Origin of the sequence: Silicimonas algicola, from assembly GCF_003970735.1 — a bacterium.
Lineage (GTDB): Bacteria > Pseudomonadota > Alphaproteobacteria > Rhodobacterales > Rhodobacteraceae > Silicimonas > Silicimonas algicola.
In genome coordinates, this window is the sequence record NZ_CP034588.1 from 990144 (window position 1) to 1007701 (window position 17558).

General features: G+C 66.0%; 20 protein-coding genes and 1 tRNA gene. 13 read left to right on the top strand and 8 right to left on the bottom strand.

The genetic code is table 11. The features are described from left to right. The first annotated feature begins 30 nt into the window (after positions 1-30). From kce to EF888_RS05020, 3 genes are all read left to right on the top strand, one after another. Positions 31-963 carry a 3,5-dioxohexanoate:acetyl-CoA acetone transferase gene (kce, locus tag EF888_RS05010; protein ID WP_109757738.1) on the top strand — a complete coding sequence of 311 codons (933 nt, stop codon included), beginning with the start codon at positions 31-33 and terminating at the stop codon, positions 961-963. 84 nt (positions 964-1047) lie between these two features. Further along, entirely contained in the window at positions 1048-2337 is a 1290-nt protein-coding gene (locus EF888_RS05015; RefSeq protein WP_109757739.1) for a PQQ-dependent sugar dehydrogenase, read from the top strand. A gap of 160 nt (positions 2338-2497) precedes the next feature. After that, positions 2498-3055: a hypothetical protein gene (locus EF888_RS05020; protein ID WP_126918496.1), complete on the top strand. Its 558-nt coding sequence runs from the start codon at positions 2498-2500 to the stop codon at positions 3053-3055. Between the two features lie 190 nt (positions 3056-3245). Here the strand turns inward: EF888_RS05020 and EF888_RS05025 are convergent. Next, a tRNA-Lys gene (locus EF888_RS05025) sits at positions 3246-3321 on the bottom strand. 117 nt (positions 3322-3438) lie between these two features. Here EF888_RS05025 and EF888_RS05030 point away from each other — a divergent pair. From EF888_RS05030 to EF888_RS05050, 5 genes are all read left to right on the top strand, one after another. Further along, positions 3439-4017, top strand: a complete 579-nt coding sequence (locus tag EF888_RS05030) for a COG3904 family protein (protein ID WP_126918497.1) — start codon at positions 3439-3441, stop codon at positions 4015-4017. 38 nt (positions 4018-4055) lie between these two features. After that, on the top strand, positions 4056-4871 hold the full coding sequence (dapF, locus tag EF888_RS05035) for a diaminopimelate epimerase (RefSeq protein WP_241239801.1): 816 nt from the start codon (positions 4056-4058) through the stop codon (positions 4869-4871). After that, positions 4871-6124 (top strand): tRNA (N(6)-L-threonylcarbamoyladenosine(37)-C(2))-methylthiotransferase MtaB, encoded by a 1254-nt coding sequence (gene mtaB, locus EF888_RS05040; protein WP_109757741.1) that lies wholly within the window; start codon positions 4871-4873, stop codon positions 6122-6124. Before dapF ends, mtaB begins: the two co-directional genes overlap by 1 nt. Continuing rightward, positions 6124-6750, top strand: a complete 627-nt coding sequence (locus tag EF888_RS05045) for an FMN-binding negative transcriptional regulator (protein WP_109757742.1) — start codon at positions 6124-6126, stop codon at positions 6748-6750. The genes mtaB and EF888_RS05045 overlap by 1 nt, the downstream gene beginning before the upstream one ends. A gap of 70 nt (positions 6751-6820) precedes the next feature. Next, positions 6821-7432, top strand: a complete 612-nt coding sequence (locus EF888_RS05050; protein WP_109757743.1) for a glutathione S-transferase family protein — start codon at positions 6821-6823, stop codon at positions 7430-7432. On the opposite strand, the gene EF888_RS05055 is transcribed toward EF888_RS05050, so the two are convergent. Next, positions 7429-8070, bottom strand: a complete 642-nt coding sequence (locus EF888_RS05055; RefSeq protein ID WP_109757744.1) for an outer membrane protein — start codon at positions 8068-8070, stop codon at positions 7429-7431. The genes EF888_RS05050 and EF888_RS05055 overlap by 4 nt on opposite strands. 83 nt (positions 8071-8153) lie before the next feature. Beyond that, the gene (locus EF888_RS05060) at positions 8154-8726 is read right to left on the bottom strand and encodes a phosphatase PAP2 family protein (protein WP_109757745.1); all 573 of its coding nucleotides are present in this window, start codon (positions 8724-8726) and stop codon (positions 8154-8156) included. A 218-nt stretch (positions 8727-8944) separates the two neighbouring features. Here EF888_RS05060 and petA point away from each other — a divergent pair, with 218 nt between their 5' ends. Genes petA through EF888_RS05075 form a run of 3 tightly spaced genes read left to right on the top strand, consistent with a single transcriptional unit; the run spans position 8945 to position 11671 of the window. Further along, on the top strand, positions 8945-9502 hold the full coding sequence (gene petA, locus EF888_RS05065) for a ubiquinol-cytochrome c reductase iron-sulfur subunit (RefSeq protein ID WP_109757746.1): 558 nt from the start codon (positions 8945-8947) through the stop codon (positions 9500-9502). A 13-nt stretch (positions 9503-9515) separates the two neighbouring features. Further along, positions 9516-10856 (top strand): cytochrome b, encoded by a 1341-nt coding sequence (gene petB / locus EF888_RS05070; RefSeq protein WP_109757747.1) that lies wholly within the window; start codon positions 9516-9518, stop codon positions 10854-10856. Positions 10857-10870: 14 nt separating this feature from the next. Beyond that, positions 10871-11671, top strand: a complete 801-nt coding sequence (locus tag EF888_RS05075) for a cytochrome c1 (protein WP_109757748.1) — start codon at positions 10871-10873, stop codon at positions 11669-11671. A 69-nt stretch (positions 11672-11740) separates the two neighbouring features. Here EF888_RS05075 and EF888_RS05080 read toward each other — a convergent pair whose 3' ends face one another. After that, entirely contained in the window at positions 11741-12583 is an 843-nt protein-coding gene (locus tag EF888_RS05080; RefSeq protein ID WP_109757749.1) for a sulfotransferase family protein, read from the bottom strand. Between the two features lie 138 nt (positions 12584-12721). Between EF888_RS05080 and EF888_RS05085 the strand changes: the two genes are divergently transcribed. After that, positions 12722-13849, top strand: coding sequence for a carboxylate-amine ligase (locus tag EF888_RS05085; protein ID WP_109757750.1), 1128 nt, complete (start codon positions 12722-12724; stop codon positions 13847-13849). A gap of 4 nt (positions 13850-13853) precedes the next feature. Here EF888_RS05085 and EF888_RS05090 read toward each other — a convergent pair whose 3' ends face one another. The 3 genes from EF888_RS05090 to EF888_RS05100 form a co-directional block, all read right to left on the bottom strand. After that, positions 13854-14255: a nuclear transport factor 2 family protein gene (locus EF888_RS05090; RefSeq protein WP_109757751.1), complete on the bottom strand. Its 402-nt coding sequence runs from the start codon at positions 14253-14255 to the stop codon at positions 13854-13856. A gap of 145 nt (positions 14256-14400) precedes the next feature. Further along, on the bottom strand, positions 14401-15297 hold the full coding sequence (gene rpoH, locus EF888_RS05095) for an RNA polymerase sigma factor RpoH (protein ID WP_109757752.1): 897 nt from the start codon (positions 15295-15297) through the stop codon (positions 14401-14403). A 191-nt stretch (positions 15298-15488) separates the two neighbouring features. Beyond that, the gene (locus tag EF888_RS05100) at positions 15489-16520 is read right to left on the bottom strand and encodes an RluA family pseudouridine synthase (RefSeq protein WP_109757753.1); all 1032 of its coding nucleotides are present in this window, start codon (positions 16518-16520) and stop codon (positions 15489-15491) included. Positions 16521-16551: 31 nt separating this feature from the next. Between EF888_RS05100 and EF888_RS05105 the strand changes: the two genes are divergently transcribed. Further along, positions 16552-16818, top strand: coding sequence for a DUF6476 family protein (locus EF888_RS05105; RefSeq protein ID WP_338143051.1), 267 nt, complete (start codon positions 16552-16554; stop codon positions 16816-16818). Here EF888_RS05105 and EF888_RS05110 read toward each other — a convergent pair. Beyond that, positions 16815-17555, bottom strand: a complete 741-nt coding sequence (locus tag EF888_RS05110) for a metallophosphoesterase family protein (protein WP_109757755.1) — start codon at positions 17553-17555, stop codon at positions 16815-16817. The two genes, EF888_RS05105 and EF888_RS05110, sit on opposite strands and share 4 nt — an antisense overlap. Positions 17556-17558: the final 3 nt, after the last annotated feature.

Genomic DNA, 17558 nt, shown 5'->3' on the forward strand with positions numbered 1-17558 from the left:
GGTGGTGCGGGACAAGAAGGAAGGTCCGGCATGAGCCAGAAGCGGAAGACGATCATCACCTGCGCCGTCACCGGCGCGATCCACACGCCGACGATGTCCGAGTACCTGCCGCTGACGCAGGACGACATCGCGCGCCAGGCGATCGAGGCGGCCGAGGCGGGTGCGTCGATCCTGCACCTGCACACGCGTCATCCCGAGGACTTCCGGCCTTCGGTCGATCCAGAGCATTACGCGCCGATCCTCCAGCGGGTGAAGCAGTCGACGAATGCGGTGGTTAACCTCACCACGGGCGGCGCGCCCACCATGCAGATCAGCGAACGCATCGAGGCCGCGCTGGCGTTCAGCCCCGAGATGTGCTCGCTCAACATGGGGTCGATGAATTTCGCCTTTCACGGCCTGGCCGGGCGCTATGACAGTTTCCGCTATGACTGGGAGAAGCCTTACATCGAAGGCTCGGAAGGCAACATCTTCCGAAACACGCTGAAGGACATCCGCGAGGCCGCGACGCGCCTTGCGCCTCACAACGTGAAGTTCGAACACGAATGCTATGACGTGGGCCATCTTTACACGCTGCGCCACTGCCTCGACGAAGGGCTCTTCAAGGCGCCGATCTTCATCCAGTTCGTGATGGGCGTCCTCGGCGGGATCGGCGCGGATGTCGAGAACCTCGTCTTCCTGAAGAAGACCGCCGACAAGCTTTTCGGCGATCAATACCGCTGGTCGGTGCTGGGGGCGGGGGCGGCGCAGATGCCGCTGGCGGCGACGGCAAGCCAGATGGGCGGCAACGTCCGCGTCGGGCTCGAGGATTCGCTCTATATCTCGCGCGGCAAGCTCGCAGTGTCGAACGCCGAGCAGGTCGCCAAGATCCGGCGCATCATCGAGGACCTGGGCTGCGAGGTCGCGACGCCGGACGAGGCGCGGGAGATTCTGCATCTCAAGGGCGGCGACAGGGTAAACTTCTGAACGTGTGCCTTCCTTTGCCGGCCCGGCCTTGACCCCGGCGGGTCCAGGCATAGTGTCGATGCCCTGAAACACGAGGGACATGTCATGGATCTTCTAGCCCGCGCCACCGCCGTCGTTGGCGGCACGATGGTCCTTCTGAGGCGGATGAACGCGCCCAAGGAGCCGGCGGTGGGCACGACGCCCGCCATTCCCAACGCGAAGAAGCAGGGCATCATGACCCTGAAGATGCCGACCGGGAAGGGCTGGTCCGAGGGCCAGACGCCGAAGGCGGCGCCCGGGCTGAAGGTCAACGCCTTCGCCCGCGACCTGAAGCACCCGCGCTGGATCGAGGTCCTGCCGAACGGCGACGTCCTTGTCGCTGAGGCGCTGCAGGAGGCGGGCCCACCGAAGAACCTCCTCGACCGTGCGGCACAGGCGACCATGCGGCGCGCCCGCGCGCTGGGGCACAGTGCCAACCGCATCACGCTCTGGCGCGACGAGGACGGCGACGGGGTGGCCGAGCGGCGCGAGGTCTTCGTCGAGAACCAGCGCCAGCCCTTCGGCATGGCGCTGGCCGGGAGCACTTTTTACGTCGGCAACACCGACGGCATCGTGGCCTTCGACTATGAGGACGGCGCCACGAGCCTGAAGGGCGAGGGCCGGAGGCTGGTCGAGTTCAAGCCTGGCGGGCACTGGACGCGCAGCCTTCTCCTGTCGCCGGACGGCACGAAGCTTTACGCGGGCGTCGGCTCGCTCACCAACATCGCCGACGAGGGGATGGAGACCGAGGAGGGCCGCGCCGCGATCTGGGAAATGGACATCGCGTCGGAAAAGGCGCGCGTCTTAGCCTCGGGTTTGCGCAACCCGGTGGGCCTGGCCTTCGAGCCGACGACGGGTGCGCTCTGGACCGTGGTCAACGAGCGTGACGGTCTGGGCGACGAGACGCCGCCGGACTACCTTACGTCCGTGAAGGAAGGTGGCTTCTACGGCTGGCCCTACTGCTATTGGGGGCAGATCGTCGACGACCGGGTGCCTCAGGACGCGAGCCTCGTCGCCCGCGCGATCCGGCCGGATTATGCGCTGGGCGGGCACACGGCGTCCCTGGGGCTCTGCTGGGTGCCGGAGGGCACGCTGCCCGGCTTCCCCGCCGGCATGGCCATCGGTCAGCACGGGTCGTGGAACCGCTCGACGCTGTCCGGCTACAAGCTGATCTTCGTCCCGTTCGAGGGCGGACGCCCCTCGGGCTCGCCGCGCGACATCCTGACGGGGTTTCTCGCGGACGACGAAAGCGTGTCCTACGGCCGTCCGGTGGGGGTCGCTGTTGGGCCGGACGGGAAGTCGCTGCTCATGGCCGACGACGTGGGCGACGTGATCTGGCGGGTGACGGGGGCGTGAGGTGGGTCAGGCGGTCGCGCTCCATTAAGAGGGCGCTCAGCCTGGAGCGTGACAGTCCGCTGTGCGGACGAAGCTGACTTTAACCACGATACAGTCATCATGGTGCCACTTGGACCAACCAAATTACTTCAAGGATCGTAGAACAGCTTTGGCAGAATAGATGCAACTTCCCATCGTCAACATGAATGTGTGTCGCTGTGGAGGATGGAATGCTTTTCGCTTCGTTACCGCGCTTTTCCTAATCGCTTACCCTGCTATCGCTTCGGCGAATGAAATCGAGGCGCCGGCCTTCGCGAACCCCGCAGAGGCTTTTCTGAGCGACAAGACGCTCCGCATCGTGTCAGACAGATATGGATCTGGCATTGTCTACGCCAACGGCGACAGGACTGCGTCTCTCTGGTTCCCAGGTCAACTGCAAGTTTCCAGAGGCACATGGAGCACACAAGGAAACGCTGTACTCCTGAGACCTGGGTCCGAAGGCGGCGAGTTATCGACACGTTTACTAAGTGTGTGTTTTCACTTTCCAGAGCGGCGGCGCAGCACCGTGGGCGGAACGTACTTCAAGGTACGCGAATGCCTTCGCTTCGACGAACTGGATTCGATTGTTGCTGAGTTTGCCGAAGGTGACATATTGAATCTGTCCAGCGGACAAGCGCCATGCACACTCTGCCAATCTGAAAGCACGTTGGATCAGTTGATGCAGAAAGTGTCCGGCTGACTGGACGCAGTTGGAAGTGCCAACTTGGGCTCCAAGCCGACCTTCGCTATCGCGCCGGCCTTGCCGGCCCCTTTGACGACCGCGGCACCCGAGGACCTCTCTAGGGCGCCATTCCGCCGTCTCGCGCGGGCGCAACGCCCCGGAGGGCGAGCACCACGTTCGCCAGGCTCTTGCTCGTTCTTCGTGACAGTGGTGAGCCGTACTGGATTCGAACCAGTGACCCACTGATTAAAAGTCAGTTGCTCTACCAACTGAGCTAACGGCCCACTCGAGCGCCGGACCTAATGCGGCCTCTCCGGGGCGTCAAGGCCAAAACCGACCATCCGCTTGACCCTCTCCGCCGCCACGGGCACGGTGGGGGAACCGAAGCCGAAGGTTCCCCCATGATGCGCCGATTTCTCGTTGCCGGACTGGCCGTTCTGACCGTCTCTGCCTGCGCTCCGACCGGCGGCATGATGGTCTCGGACAAGGCGCGCGCGCTAGGGGGCAATCTCTTTGTCGAGACCACGGGCGACGGGCAGGCGCAGTTCCTCGTTCTCGACGGCGAGATCACGCCCGAGACGGCTGCCGTCTTCGAGCGCGTCACGATCGATGCCGAGGTCGACGGGCTGGTCATCGCGCAGTCGCCGGGGGGCAGCCTTCTGGCCTCGCACCAGATCGGCCGCACGATCAAGGCCGACCGGATGAACACGATCATCCTCGTCAACTGCATCTCGGCCTGCGTCGATGTCTTCGTCGCGGGCAAGTCGCGCGAGATGACGGAAATCGCGGAACTTGGCCTGCACGCGGCGACCGATACGAACATCTCCTACGAGATCGACCGCCGGTACTGGCTCGAGATGGGGTTCCCGGAGCTGAACGAGGCTGCCTACCGGGTGCCGAACGACCGGCTCTGGATCATCGACGCGGTGCAGGCAAAGCGGATGGGCGTCGCCACCAACATCCTCAGCGCGCGGCGCTAGGCTTCCCACAGACCGACGAACCCTCTATATCGCGCGCCATGACCGCTCGCCCCGACACCGGCCGGCCCTTCATGAAGATGCATGGGCTTGGCAACGACTTCGTCGTGATCGACCTCCGCGAGGGCGGAGCGCCGGTGACCGAGGACGTGGCGCGCGCGCTTGGCGACCGTCACCGGGGCGTGGGCTTCGACCAGCTCGCGGTGATGCATTCCGACCCCGAGGCGGCGGTGCGGCTGGTGTTCTACAACGCCGACGGCTCGCTTTCGGCCGCCTGCGGAAACGCCACGCGGTGCATCGCGCGGCACCTGATGGACGAGACGGGGCAGGGCGCCCTGAGGATCCGCACCGAGCGCGGGCTTCTGGCCTGCGAGGACGCGGGCCACGGCATGACACGGGTCAACATGGGGCAGCCAGACACCGAGTGGCGCGCGGTTCCGCTGTCTCGCGAGGTCGACACGCTGCACCTGCCGATCGAGGGCGATCCGGTGGCGACCGGCATGGGCAATCCGCATTGCACCTTCTTCGTCGAGGATGCCGAGGCGGTGGACCTCGCCCGGCGGGGCCCGGTACTCGAGAACCACCTCCTGTTCCCCGAGCGCACAAACGTGCAGTTCGCCTCGGTCACGGGACGCGACCGCCTGCGGATGCGGGTCTGGGAGCGGGGCACGGGCATCACTCTCGCCTCCGGCTCGTCCTCCTGCGCGGTGGCCGTCGCGGCGGCGCGGCGGGGGCTGACGGGGCGAACCGTCACGCTCGATCTCGACGGTGGGCGGATAGAGATCGACTGGCGGGACGACGGGGTCTGGATGACAGGGCCGACCGCGCATGTGTTCGACGGCGTGTGGAGAGGCTGATGGACCGCAAGGTGCCCACCTTCGCGACGCTCGGCTGCCGCCTGAACGCCTACGAGACCGAAGCCATGCGCGAGATGGCCGACGCGGCGGGGCTGTCGGATGCGGTCATCGTCAACACCTGCGCGGTTACCGCCGAGGCGGTGCGGAAGTCGCAGAAGGAGGTCCGGCGGCTGAAGCGCGAGAACCCGACCGCGCGCGTCATCGTCACCGGATGCGCGGCGCAGACCGAACCGGCACGTTTCTCCACGATGCCCGAAGTGGACCTCGTGATCGGCAACACCGAGAAGATGCGGCCCGACACCTGGGCGCGCGCAGTGATCGGGGACACCGAGCCGGTGCTCGTCGACGACATCATGTCGGTGACCGAGACGGCGGGCCATCTGATAGACGGCTTCGGCCGCCACCGCGCCTATGTTCAGGTGCAGAACGGCTGCGATCATCGCTGCACCTTCTGCATCATTCCCTTCGGTCGTGGCAATTCTCGCTCGGTGCCGGCGGGCGTCGTCGTGGACCAGATCAAACGCCTCCGCGACCGGGGCTTCAATGAGGTCGTGCTGACCGGCGTCGATCTCACGTCCTGGGGTGCGGACCTGCCGGGTACGCCGAGGCTCGGCGACCTCGTGCGGCGCATCCTGCGTCTTGTCCCGGACCTGCCGCGTCTTCGGATCTCGTCCATCGATTCGATCGAGGCGGATCCGGTGCTGATGGAGTGCATCGCCGTCGAACCACGTTTGATGCCGCACCTGCACCTGTCTCTCCAGGCGGGCGACGACATGATCCTGAAGCGCATGAAGCGCCGTCACCTGCGCGACGACGCCATCGCCTTTTGCGAGGAGGCGCGCAGGCTACGGCCCGAGATGACCTTCGGGGCCGACATCATCGCGGGCTTTCCGACCGAGACCGAGGCGATGTTCCGGAACTCGCTCGCCCTCGTCGAGGACTGCGGGCTGACCTGGCTGCACGTCTTCCCCTATTCGCCGCGCCCCGGCACGCCGGCGGCGCGCATGCCGCAAGTCGGCGGCCCCGCCATCAAGGAGCGTGCCGGCCGTTTGCGCGCCGCGGGGGACGCCGCCGCGCGCCGCCATCTGGACGCGCTTTCGGGTCGCAAGCTGACCGTCCTGACCGAGGGGCCGCGTCTTGCCCGGACCGAGACCTTCGCCGAGGTGACCTTCGACGTGGACCAGCCGGAGGGCGCGCTTCTCAACGTGCGGCTGGGCGATCACGACGGATCGCGTCTGACGGCCTTTGCCTGATGCACCCGAATCCGGCCTTCAGGAATGAGAGCCGAGACCGTCACCTCGGCTTCGCGCGCAGCCGGCCCTTCGGCACGCTGGCCGTGAATGCCGATCCTGCTCCGCTTCTGTCCCATGTTCCGTTTCTGCTGACCGAGGACGGAACCAGCGCCGACCTGCACCTTGTCCGCTCGAACCCGATCGCGCGCGCAGGCGACGCGCCCGCCGTCATCGCGGTCACGGGTCCCGACGCCTATGTCTCGCCCGACTGGTACGGCATCGCGGACCAGGTGCCGACGTGGAACTACGTCGCCGTTCACCTGCGCGGACGGCTGGAGCGACTGCCGGACGACGCAATGCGCGACATGCTCGATCGCCAGTCCGCGGCCTACGAGGCGCGTCTGTTGCCGAAGCCGGTCTGGATGCCCGACAAGATGGCGGCGGAGGCGATGGAGAAGCTGCTGCGCGCGATCGTCCCTTTCAGGTTGCACGTCGATCAGGTCGACGGCACCTGGAAGCTGGGTCAAAACAAGACGGACGAGGTGCGACTTGCCGCCGCGTCGCATGTGGCGGACGGTTTCGGTTCGGAGCCGGAGGCGCTGGCGCGGCTGATGGAACGGCCCCTGGGCGACGCCCCCGGGTCATGACGCGAAATCAGGTTTGCAGCCGCCTCTCGCATCCCGCAGTCTCCTGCACGACCGGACCGGAGGATCCCCGATGAAACTCTACACCAATCCCGCCTCGCCCTTCTGCCGCAAGGTCGAGGCGATCCTGATCGAAACCGGGCTCGACGCCCGCGTCGACCGCGAGCTGTCGAAGGGAAACCCCGTGACCCCCGGCACCATGCCGGTCGGCACGAATCCTCTCGGAAAGATCCCGGCGCTGGTCGGTGCGAAAGGCGAAGCGGTCTTCGACAGCCGCGTCATCTGCCGCTACCTCGACGCCCTCGCGGGAGCCAATCTCTATCCCGAGCATCGCCTCTGGCAGGTGCTGACCCTGGAAGCGCTGGGCGATGGCATCAGCGACGCCGGCGTCTCGATGTCCTACGAGGTGCGCGCGCGGCCCGAGGAAAAGCAGTTCGCCGCCTGGATGGATGCACAGTGGACCAAGATCGCGCGCGCGCTCGACGTCGTCGAGGAAAGTTGGATCGACTGGCTGGATGGCCCTCCGACGGTGGCGCATTTCGCGCTTGGCTCGGCACTGGGATATCTCGACTTCCGTCACGGCGCGCGGGGCTGGCGGACGGGTCGCCCTAAGCTTGCGGACTGGCAGGCGTCCTTCGACGAACGGCCGTCGATGGCGGCGACGCGCCCGCGCGACGCGGCCTAGAAGCGGTAGCTAAGTCCGACGTTGATCGCGGTAGAGGTCATGTCGGTCTTCAGAGAGCCTCCCGACGATAGATCCAGGTCATAGCGCGCGTGGCTGAGGTGAAGCTCTGCGAAGGCGGACGTGCGCGCGTCGAGCTTGTAGCTCGCCCCGGCAGTCGCTGCGGCGGCGAACCCCGTGGCGTCTGGCCGCTCGATTTCTCCGGTTGCGAAAGTCACCCTCGCGTCGGGCATGGCGATGCCCAGGCCGAGGCCGATGTAGGGCTTGAGGCGTCCGTTGGCGTTCCAGCGGTGCAGCGCATCGGCGGTGAGCGTCAACGTGCCGTCGAACGAGACATCCGAGACCCCTGCGACTGGCGTGGCGGTCGCGACGGCGGTCGAGCGTGTGAGGGTAAGTGCCAGTCCGTTCCGGGCGTCGACCCAATAGATCGCCCGAACGCCGAGATAGTCCATGCCGTCAAGCGACCCCATGTCCCAATCGGTCGAAAAGAAGAAGGCGCCGACGCCCCCGGGACCTTTGCCCGAGACGGAGGACGATCCGCTGTTCTGGACGCCGGTGAATACGCTGGCTTCCCAGGGCCCGGCCGACACGGGATGGGCGAGAAGCGTCGCCACGACGGCGATCAGGGAAGGCGCGTTCATGCCCCGGTAACCTCCCGGAACATCGAAAGGTTCCGTGCGACACCCGGAAGTCGCTGCTTTGATTTGAAAATGTGGCGCTGTGATCACGCGGGACGCCGGTCCGGAGACCGGGCTCTCACTTGCCGCCGACTGCGGCGGAACAGGCGTTCGAAGCCCAGGCCGAAGACAAGCCCCGCGATGACCTGGATCGCGTCATGGTGGTCATCCTCGATCCGGCCCGCTCCCGTCAGGGCCGCCACGCCCGCAGCCACCGTCCGTGCGACGGGCGCGGCGCTGAGACAGGTCGCCACCAGCCGCGACGCCCCGTAGGCCGCCGACGCCGAATGACTGGAGGGAAAGCCGCGGCCGAACCCGTTCGGCCGTCGCCCGAGGTCCATGTCCGCGGTCACGGACTTGACGCCGCGAACTGTGCCGAGGGTCGCGGCATAGCCCAGAAGGTAGCCGCCGCCGTTTCCCGAGGCGACGGCGCAGGCAAGACCGGCCAGGGGAAGCACGGCGCTCGCCGCGTCGACGCGGGCCTCGCGCGGGAAGGGGGCCGCGACCAGCAGGACGGCGGTCGCAAGTGCTGCGGCGGTCAGCGTCGGCGCGACCGATGCGGGGCGGCGGCGCCTGTCCTGCGGGCCCTCCTCGGTCGATTCAGATGCGACCTGCTCCATGACTGTGCCTCGCGGGCTCGACTGCTCGGACCTCTTGGAGCCGCCGGACGTGAAGCTCGTGCAACCGTCTCGCGAAATTTGCGTGTCGGTCCGGCGAGGTGCGGTCGAATGTCCGCTGGACGCCTTGCGCGTGCGGCGCTATCAACCCGCCCAACCGGCCGGGTGCGTCCCGGCCCGTCGTCTTGGGATCGACTCCCGAAAGAACTGAGGAGACGCTCGTGTCGCACGCAGAAGACCATGAAGGCACTCGCCGGGATTTCCTTTACTACGCCACCGGCGGGGCCGGGGCGGTCGCCGTCGGCGCTGCGGTCTGGCCGCTGGTGAACCAGATGAATCCTTCGGCCGACGTGCAGGCGTTGGCGTCGGTCCGGGTCGATGTCTCGGGGATCGAGGAAGGGACGCAGCTGACCGCCAAATGGCTCGGCAAACCCGTGTTCATCCGCCGCCGCACGGCGGAAGAGATCGAGGCGGCGAGAGGCGTCGACGTCTCGACGCTGCCTGACCCTTTTGCGCGCAACGCGAACATCCCGGACGGCTCGCCCGCGATCGACGCGAACCGGGCGCTGGAAGAAACGGGCGAATGGCTGGTCCAGATGGGCGTCTGCACGCACCTGGGCTGCGTTCCCCTGGGCGAGGCCGGCGACTTCGGCGGCTGGTTCTGCCCCTGCCACGGTTCGCACTACGATACCGCAGGACGCATCCGCAAAGGACCCGCGCCCGAGAATCTTCCCGTTCCTCCTGCCGTTTTCGACGGCACGGAACTGGTGCTGGGCTGAGGGGGACACGACCATGGCTGGCATTCCGCACGACCACTACGAACCGAAGACCTCAAGCGAGAGCTGGCTTTACCGCCGCCTGCCGATCGTGGGGCTTCTCTACGACACGCTGATGATCCCCACGCCCAAGAACCTGAACTGGATGTGGATCTGGGGCATCGTCCTGACCTTCTGCCTTCTTCTGCAGATCGGAACCGGCATCGTGCTGGCGATGCACTACACGCCGCATGTCGACATGGCCTTCGCGTCGATCGAGCACATCATGCGGAACGTGAACGCCGGCCACATGATCCGCTACGCGCACATGAACGGCGCCTCGCTGTTCTTCTTCGCGGTCTATCTCCATATCTTCCGCGGCCTCTACTACGGCTCCTACAAGGAGCCGCGCGAGGTGACCTGGATCATCGGTATCCTGATCTTCGTCCTGATGATGGGCACCGCCTTCATGGGTTACGTCCTGCCCTGGGGCCAGATGTCCTTCTGGGGCGCGACCGTCATCACCGGCCTCTTCGGGGCGATCCCGCTGGTGGGCGAGCCGATCCAGACCCTGCTTCTTGGCGGACCGGCGGTCGACAACGCGACGCTGAACCGCTTCTTCTCGCTGCACTACCTTTTGCCCTTCGTCATCGCGGCGCTGGTCGCCGTCCACATCTGGGCCTTCCACACCACTGGCAACAACAACCCGACCGGGGTCGAGGTTCGCCGCGACTCGAAGGAAGTGGCGGAAAAGGACACCGTGCCGTTTTGGCCGTACTACGTGCTGAAGGACCTCTTCGCGCTGGCGATCATCCTTGCGATCTTCTTCGCCGTCGTGGGCTTCATGCCGAACTACCTCGGCCACCCCGACAACTACATCGAGGCGAACCCGCTCGCGACGCCCGCGCACATCGTGCCCGAATGGTACTTCCTGCCGTTCTACGCGATCCTGCGCGCCTTCACGGCGGACGTGTGGGTCGTGATCATCGCGGACTTCGTGACCGGCGGTATCGTCGACGCAAAGCTCTTCGGCGTCCTCGCCATGTTCGGCGCGATCGTGGTCATGGCGCTGGCGCCCTGGCTCGACACCTCGTCCGTGCGCTCGGGCCGCTATCGCCCGATGTTCAAGTGGTGGTTCTGGCTTTTGGTGGTCGACTTCGTCGTCCTGATGTGGTGCGGCGCGCAGCCGGCCGAGCCGCCGTATTCGACCATCGCGCTGATCGCGTCGACCTACTGGTTCGCCTACTTCCTCGTCATTCTCCCGCTTCTCGGCGTGATGGAGAAGCCCCTGCCGCGGCCGGCCACCATCGAGGCCGACTTCGACGCCCACTACTCCGAGACCGGCGGCACACACACCGCCGTGAACCCCGCGGAATGAAAGGACCAAGACCCATGATCCGCAAGATCACCCTTTCCGCGATCGCCGCTCTCGGGCTGGCGGCAGTTCCCGCTCTCGCCGCCGAAACCGGCGAGGGACACATTGAGGATCACGCCTTCTCGTTCGAAGGCCCCTTCGGCACCTACGAGACCTTCGAGCTTCAGCGTGGCCTGCAGATCTACACCGAGGTCTGCGCCGGCTGTCACGGACTTCGCTACGTCCCGATCCGCACGCTCGGAGACGAGGGCGGTCCTCACCTGCCCGAGGATCAGGTTCGCGCCTATGCGGCCTTCTACGAGGTCGAGGACGCCGAGACGGGCGAATTCCGCACGGCGGAACCGAACGACCACTTCCCCATGTCGGCGCTCGAGAACGCACCCGACCTCAGCCTCATGGCAAAGGCGCGCGCAGCGTTTCACGGGCCCTACGGCACCGGCATCAGCCAGTTCTTCCGCGGCATCGGCGGACCGGAATACATCCGTGCCATTCTCACCAGCTATACCGGCGAGGAGCGCGAGCAGGCAGGTACGATCTTCTACGAGAACACCGCCTTCCCTGGTGGCTGGATCGCCATGCCGCCGCCCTTGATCGAGGAGGGCGTGACCTACGAGGACGGCACCACGGCATCGGTGGAACAGCAGGCCGAGGACGTCGCCGCCTTCCTGATGTGGGCCGCCGAGCCGAAGCTGAACGCACGGAAGGAGACGGGCTTCGTCGCCGTCCTGTTCCTGATCCTGCTCGGCGTGCTTCTGTACCTGACAAACAAGCGCATCTGGATGCCCATCAAGAAGAAGGGCATTCACCCGGCCGAATAATCCGCCGGCCAGAGTTATCAGAAGGCGCCGGGCGAGGGATCGCGCGGCGCCTTTTTCGTTTTCCAGGGGTCAGACTGCGAGGCCTGTCAGTTCCATCACCCGGCGGCGGTCACTGGCAAAGCGTTCGGCTGCCGTGTCATGGCCGGTGAAGGCCACTTTTGGCGCTGGCCGTCGCAGGACGAGATCGGCGATGCGGCTTCGCACCGCGGGCGGCAGGCGGCGGCGAACGGCCTCCCTGACGCCCGGCACTTTCTTCGCGAGCCGACCGGCAACGCTGAGGCCGTGGGCGGCATGGGTTTCATCCGTCTGCTGGGGTTCCAGAAGCGGCGCTTCATCGAGGTCAAGGAAATGCGCCAGCCGGGTCAGAACCTCTGGCGCGCGAAGGGTCAGATCCTCGAACCTCAGGAACAGGAACCTCTCGGGCGGAAACTCGGCGAGGTAGCGCTCGATCTGGTCGGCGTATCGTCCCACCAGCTCGAGCATCGGGTCGGCGTCCAGGACGTCGGGCAGCGAAAGCGGTCCGTCCGGAGCGCGTTCGCCCCGATGGATGTGACGCCAGGCCGACATCGCGCGCTCGACCGGATCGCGCATGACATAGACGAGGCGCGCGTGCGGCGCGACCTCGCGGATGCGCTGCGGGACGGGAGCGGTCAGGCCCGGCGCGTCGCCGTCCGACAGACGATGCGCCGGGCGGAGGAAGGTATAGGTCGTCGAGGCATCGACCTTGAGCCGCGCACCGGGGTCTCGGAACGTCCGGCGATAGGCGTCGAAGCCCTTCTGGTAGTGCAGGCTGAAAAACTGGGGTTCTTTCGGGTCGGACAGGCAGACCTCCGGGCTGCGGCCCAGGCGCGAGGCAAGGAATGTGGTGCCCGACTTCTGGGCCCCGATCAGATACACGTCGGCAGCGAACATGGTCCCGGTTCCCCCTCGTGGCCATTCGCCTGTGAGGATGCGCCTGCCGCGTAACGCGAGGGTTTCGCTTTGATGACAGGAGGGTGACGCTTGCCGTGGAGGGCTGCGGGCTATTCTATGAGCCGGGGGAGGGCCACCATGACCGAGCCGACATTCACCATGGGGATCGAGGAGGAATACCTTCTGGTCGACCGGGACACGCTCGACCTCGCCGAGGCGACGCCCGAGTTGATGGAGGATTGCCGCGCCGCCCTCGGCGACCAGGTATCGCCCGAATTCCTGCGTTGCCAAGTCGAGATCGGCACCGTCGTGTGCCAGACGATCGCCGAGGCGCGCGAGGATCTGAAGCGCCTTCGCTCAACCGTGGCCGAGACCGCCGGCCGTCACGGCCTCGTGCCGCTTGCCGCATCGTGCCATCCGACCGCCGACTACAAGACGCAGGCGCATACCGACAAGGACCGCTACAACGCGCTCAGCCATGACCTTGCCGGGGTGGCACGTCGCCTGCTGATTTCCGGGATGCACGTCCACATCGGGATCGAGGACGACGACCTGCGGATCGACCTGATGAATCAGGCGACCTATTTCCTGCCGCACCTCCTTGCGCTGTCCTGCTCCTCGCCATTCTGGCAAGGCGAGGACACCGGTCTGGCCAGCTATCGGCTGACCGTCTTCGACAACCTGCCCCGGACCGGGCTGCCGCCGCGACTCGAAAGCCACGGCAGCTATCGCCGCGCGGTCGAGGCCATCGTGCGGACCGGCGCCATCGAGGACGCGACGAAGGTCTGGTGGGACATGCGTCCGTCGGACCGGTTCCCCACTCTGGAAAGCCGCATCTGCGACATGAGTCCGCGCATGGAACACGCGCTGTCCATCGCGGCGCTCACGCAATGCCTGATGCGGATGCTTTGGCGGCTGAAGGTGAAGAACCAGCGCTGGCGGATCTACGACCAGTTTCTTGTAGGCGAGAACCGCTGGCGCGCGCAGCGCTATGGCATGACGGAGGGGCTGATCGACTTCGGCCGGGGCGAGGTCGTGCCTTTCGCCGATCTGCTGGAAGAGATGATCGAGCTTCTCTCCGAGGATGCCGAAGCCCTGTCTTGCCTCGCCGAGATCGAAGGCGCGCGCGATATCCTTCTGGGTGGCAACAGCGCCGACCGCCAGAGAGAGATCCACGAGCGTGAGCTTGGGCTGACAGGGTCGCGTCCGAGAGCGATGCACGCCGTCCTGTCGTCGCTTGTCGCCGAGTTCACGCAGGATCTTTGACGGCTCAGGCGGCCTTCTGGTCGGTCAGGATCGTCTCGCTGTGTGCATGGCATTCCCAGCCCTCGCTGCCGCGAATCCATGTCGAGCTGTCGGCAGCGGTGAATTCCCGGTCCGTGCCGTCCATGGATACGGTCTGAGTGACCTTGTAGACGATGATTGCGACGTCGGGCGACGGTGTCACGACCGAAACGTCAGAGAATTCATAGGACTTAAGCTCCCACGATCCCTCTTCCGTCATGGAACCCATCTTGTCCTTCTCGATCGACATCACGCCATTGGCGCCAGTCACGAGGCTGGTCTTACCTGACAAGCTGGCGGTCGTCTTGCCGTCTTTCCGCTTGATCGCATCCCAATAGGATTTCTCCAGACCAACGATCTCGTCCTCGATGGGTTTCTGCTCGGTCATCGTATCTCTCCTTGCGGTGCTTCAGGAAAAACACGGTCGGCGAAGCGATAGTTCCGGAACTCTGACCGGCGACAGCCACCGTCCGCTCATATGCAACAGGCCCCCGAAGCGATCCGGGGGCCTGTTGGTTTTCGCTGGAGAAGGATCACGCCGGTTCGAGCATGCCCTTCTGCTTCGCAAGGTCCTGCATCTTCTGCTGCAGCTTCTCGAAGGCGCGCACCTCGATCTGGCGGATGCGCTCGCGGCTTACACCGTATTGGCCCGACAGCTCCTCGAGCGTCACGGGGCTGTCCATCAGCCGGCGCTGCGTCAGGATGTCCTGCTCGCGCTCGTTGAGGACGGTCATCGCCTCGGCCATCAGTTCGCGCCGGATTTCCAACTCGTCCCGCTCGGCATAGTCCGAGGCCTGGTCGGCATCCTCGTCTTCCAGCCAGTCCTGCCATTGCGCCGCGCCGTCGCCGTCGGCCGAGATGGTGGCATTCAGCGATGCATCGCCGCCCGACATGCGGCGGTTCATCGAGATGACTTCCTCGTGCGTGACGTTCAGGTCGTTCGCGATCCGCTCGACATGCTCGGGGCGGAGGTCACCCTCTTCGAGTGCCCCGATCCGGGCCTTGGCCTTGCGCAGGTTGAAGAACAGTTTCTTCTGCGCCGAGGTCGTGCCCAGCTTCACGAGGCTCCAGGACCGCAGGATGTATTCCTGGATCGAGGCGCGGATCCACCACATCGCGTAGGTCGCGAGGCGGAAGCCCTTTTCGGGGTCGAAGCGCTTCACGGCCTGCATCAGGCCCACGTTCGCCTCCGAGATCACCTCGGCCTGCGGCAGGCCATAGCCGCGATACCCCATTGCGATCTTTGCAGCGAGACGCAGGTGCGAGGTCACAAGTTGATGCGCGGCCTCGGTGTCCTGGTCTTCGACCCACCGTTTCGCGAGCATGTATTCCTGTTCCGGCTCAAGCATCGGAAACTTCCGGATCTCCTGGAGATACCGGTTGAGGCCTCCCTCGGGAGAAGGCGCGGGAAGTGTGCTGTAATTTGCCATGTCGTCCGTTCCCTGTCCGCACCCATGTTAGGGCGCTTAACATAAATAGTGAACTGATCTGTTCAGTTCAAGGGGTGAAGACTGCAAGAGGTCGGCCTCTCCGTTCGAGGGACAGCATGTAGCGCCAAGGCAGGGCAGACCACCGAATCCGTCCGGGCTCACGCAGTTGTGCGGATTTTGCGTCGAGTGTTTCAGTCGCCGCGAGTGCCGCGCAAGGCGGCGAGAAGCGTGAAAAGGTCTTCAGGTAGGGGGCTTTCGAACCTTACGGCCTCGCCAGTCAAAGGGTGGACGAAGCCGAGCGACGCAGCATGCAGAGCTTGCCGCCGGAAAGCTTGCGCTTCCGCCGCACCGGGGGCGTCCTGGGGCAGCTTCCGTCGTCCGCCATAGGTCGGGTCGCCGATCAGTGCATGTCCGGCGTGCGCCATGTGGACCCTGATCTGGTGCGTCCGCCCTGTCTCGAGGCGGCACTCGACGAAGGCGGCGTGGCTGCCGAAGGCTTCGCGCAGAGAGACGCGCGTGATGGCGTGCCGTCCGCCATCGAACAGAACAGCCTGCCGCTGGCGGTCCGTCTTGTGGCGCGCGAGCTGCGTCGTGATCTTCAGGACGCCGCCCGCTTCGAAGGACACGCCCCGCACACCGGCAAGCCTCGGATCGCCGGGACTGGGGACACCGTGACAAAGCGCGAGGTAGCTTCGCTCGACGGTGTGTGCCGCGAATTGGCGGGCGAGGCCGTGGTGCGCGGCGTCGGACTTCGCGACCACCAGCAGGCCCGAGGTGTCCTTGTCGATCCGGTGAACGATGCCCGGCCGCTTCTCGCCGCCGACGCCTGAAAGGTCGCCTCCGAAATGGTGCAGGAGCGCGTTCACCAGCGTGCCCGAGAGCGATCCGGGCGCAGGGTGGACGACGAGACCCGCGGGCTTGTCGATGACGATGAGGTCGGCGTCCTCGTAGACGATGCTTAGCGGAAGGTCTTCCGCCACCATCTCGGTCTCGGTCGCTTCCTCAACGAGGATCTCGTAAGTCTCGCCTTCCGCGACCTTCGCCTTGATGTCGGTGACGGTCGCACCGTCTTTCTTCACGGCTCCGTCGGCCATCAGGCGCGCGAGCCGCGAGCGCGACAGGTGCGCCTCCTCTGGCACATCGCGGGCCAGCGCCTTATCAAGTCGCGGCGGAGGATCCGCCGCGATGGTGACGAGGACGATGCGGGAAGAAGGCGACGACATCGGCGGGGCAGGGTCTCCAGGGGAAGGAACGGTGAGGTTCCTCAAGGGGCTGGTGACGGTCCTGACCCTCACCATGATCCTGGGCGTTCTAACCATCGTCGCGCTGTTTGTCATGCGGTTCGCGGATGCGACGCGCGTCGATGTTCCTTCGAACGTGGTGCTGCCCGAGGGTGCGACCGCCACGGCCTTCACGCAGGGCGAGGGCTGGTTTGCCGTCGTGACGGATGGGGGCGAGATTCTGATCTACGACCGCGTCACCGGAGCGCTCAGGCAGAGGGTCGAGGTCGAGACGGACTAGAGCGGGACGCGGCCGGTGGTCAGGGCGTGGACCCAGTCGTCGGCACCCTTTTTCTCGGCCAGCGTGACCATCGGTGTCGTGTCGTAGGGGACGGCGATCAGGGTGGCGCTCCAGGTGTCGCCGGTCCGCTCAACGACGGCATAGCGCGCGTCGGGCGCGCCGGTCTCCATTCTGAAGGGCGGGTCGAGGCGGGTATCGGCGTAGGCGGGGCATCCGACCGAACCGGGGTTCACGCAAAGCCGTCCGTCCCACAGCCGCACGACGCGCGGGACGTGGGTGTGGGCGGACAGGAAAAGCGACTGCGGCAGACCCGCAACCTTGACGGCGATCTCCTCTGCGGGGCGCAGGACGAGACCCGTTCCGTCGCGCTCGTCCAGCCAGTTCGTCTCGTCGCTTTCCGGCGTGCCGTGACACAGGAGAGCGCCGTCCACCTCGAGGACGGGCGGAAGGTCTCGGACCCAGTCCAGGTGGCTTTGGTCGAGATCCTCGATGCACCAGCGCTCCCAAAGCCCCATCCGGTCGGCGGAGCGGTCGACGAGCTGGCGGTCGTGGTTGCCGCGCACGGTGGGCAGGTCCAGCGCGATCAGCCGGTCTGCCGTGCCCCGGGCGTCGAGCGGACCGGACAGGCAGTCGCCGAGGTTCACGGTCCGCGACACGCCGCGCCGCGCGATGTCGGCGAGCACAGCATCGAGCGCCGAGAGATTGCCGTGGATGTCCGCGATGACCGCAAGCGCCATCCC

Bases quoted from the DNA above. Each gene is read 5' to 3' on its own strand.
- kce (WP_109757738.1), top strand. From the start codon at position 31: ATGAGCCAGAAGCGGAAGACGATCATCACCTGCGCCGTCACCGGCGCG.
- EF888_RS05015 (WP_109757739.1), top strand. From the start codon at position 1,048: ATGGATCTTCTAGCCCGCGCCACCGCCGTCGTTGGCGGCACGATGGTC.
- EF888_RS05020 (WP_126918496.1), top strand. From the start codon at position 2,498: ATGCAACTTCCCATCGTCAACATGAATGTGTGTCGCTGTGGAGGATGG.
- EF888_RS05030 (WP_126918497.1), top strand. From the start codon at position 3,439: ATGATGCGCCGATTTCTCGTTGCCGGACTGGCCGTTCTGACCGTCTCT.
- dapF (WP_241239801.1), top strand. From the start codon at position 4,056: ATGACCGCTCGCCCCGACACCGGCCGGCCCTTCATGAAGATGCATGGG.
- mtaB (WP_109757741.1), top strand. From the start codon at position 4,871: ATGGACCGCAAGGTGCCCACCTTCGCGACGCTCGGCTGCCGCCTGAAC.
- EF888_RS05045 (WP_109757742.1), top strand. From the start codon at position 6,124: ATGCACCCGAATCCGGCCTTCAGGAATGAGAGCCGAGACCGTCACCTC.
- EF888_RS05050 (WP_109757743.1), top strand. From the start codon at position 6,821: ATGAAACTCTACACCAATCCCGCCTCGCCCTTCTGCCGCAAGGTCGAG.
- EF888_RS05055 (WP_109757744.1), bottom strand. From the start codon at position 8,070: ATGAACGCGCCTTCCCTGATCGCCGTCGTGGCGACGCTTCTCGCCCAT.
- EF888_RS05060 (WP_109757745.1), bottom strand. From the start codon at position 8,726: ATGGAGCAGGTCGCATCTGAATCGACCGAGGAGGGCCCGCAGGACAGG.
- petB (WP_109757747.1), top strand. From the start codon at position 9,516: ATGGCTGGCATTCCGCACGACCACTACGAACCGAAGACCTCAAGCGAG.
- EF888_RS05075 (WP_109757748.1), top strand. From the start codon at position 10,871: ATGATCCGCAAGATCACCCTTTCCGCGATCGCCGCTCTCGGGCTGGCG.
- EF888_RS05080 (WP_109757749.1), bottom strand. From the start codon at position 12,583: ATGTTCGCTGCCGACGTGTATCTGATCGGGGCCCAGAAGTCGGGCACC.
- EF888_RS05085 (WP_109757750.1), top strand. From the start codon at position 12,722: ATGACCGAGCCGACATTCACCATGGGGATCGAGGAGGAATACCTTCTG.
- EF888_RS05090 (WP_109757751.1), bottom strand. From the start codon at position 14,255: ATGACCGAGCAGAAACCCATCGAGGACGAGATCGTTGGTCTGGAGAAA.
- rpoH (WP_109757752.1), bottom strand. From the start codon at position 15,297: ATGGCAAATTACAGCACACTTCCCGCGCCTTCTCCCGAGGGAGGCCTC.
- EF888_RS05100 (WP_109757753.1), bottom strand. From the start codon at position 16,520: ATGTCGTCGCCTTCTTCCCGCATCGTCCTCGTCACCATCGCGGCGGAT.
- EF888_RS05110 (WP_109757755.1), bottom strand. From the start codon at position 17,555: ATGGCGCTTGCGGTCATCGCGGACATCCACGGCAATCTCTCGGCGCTC.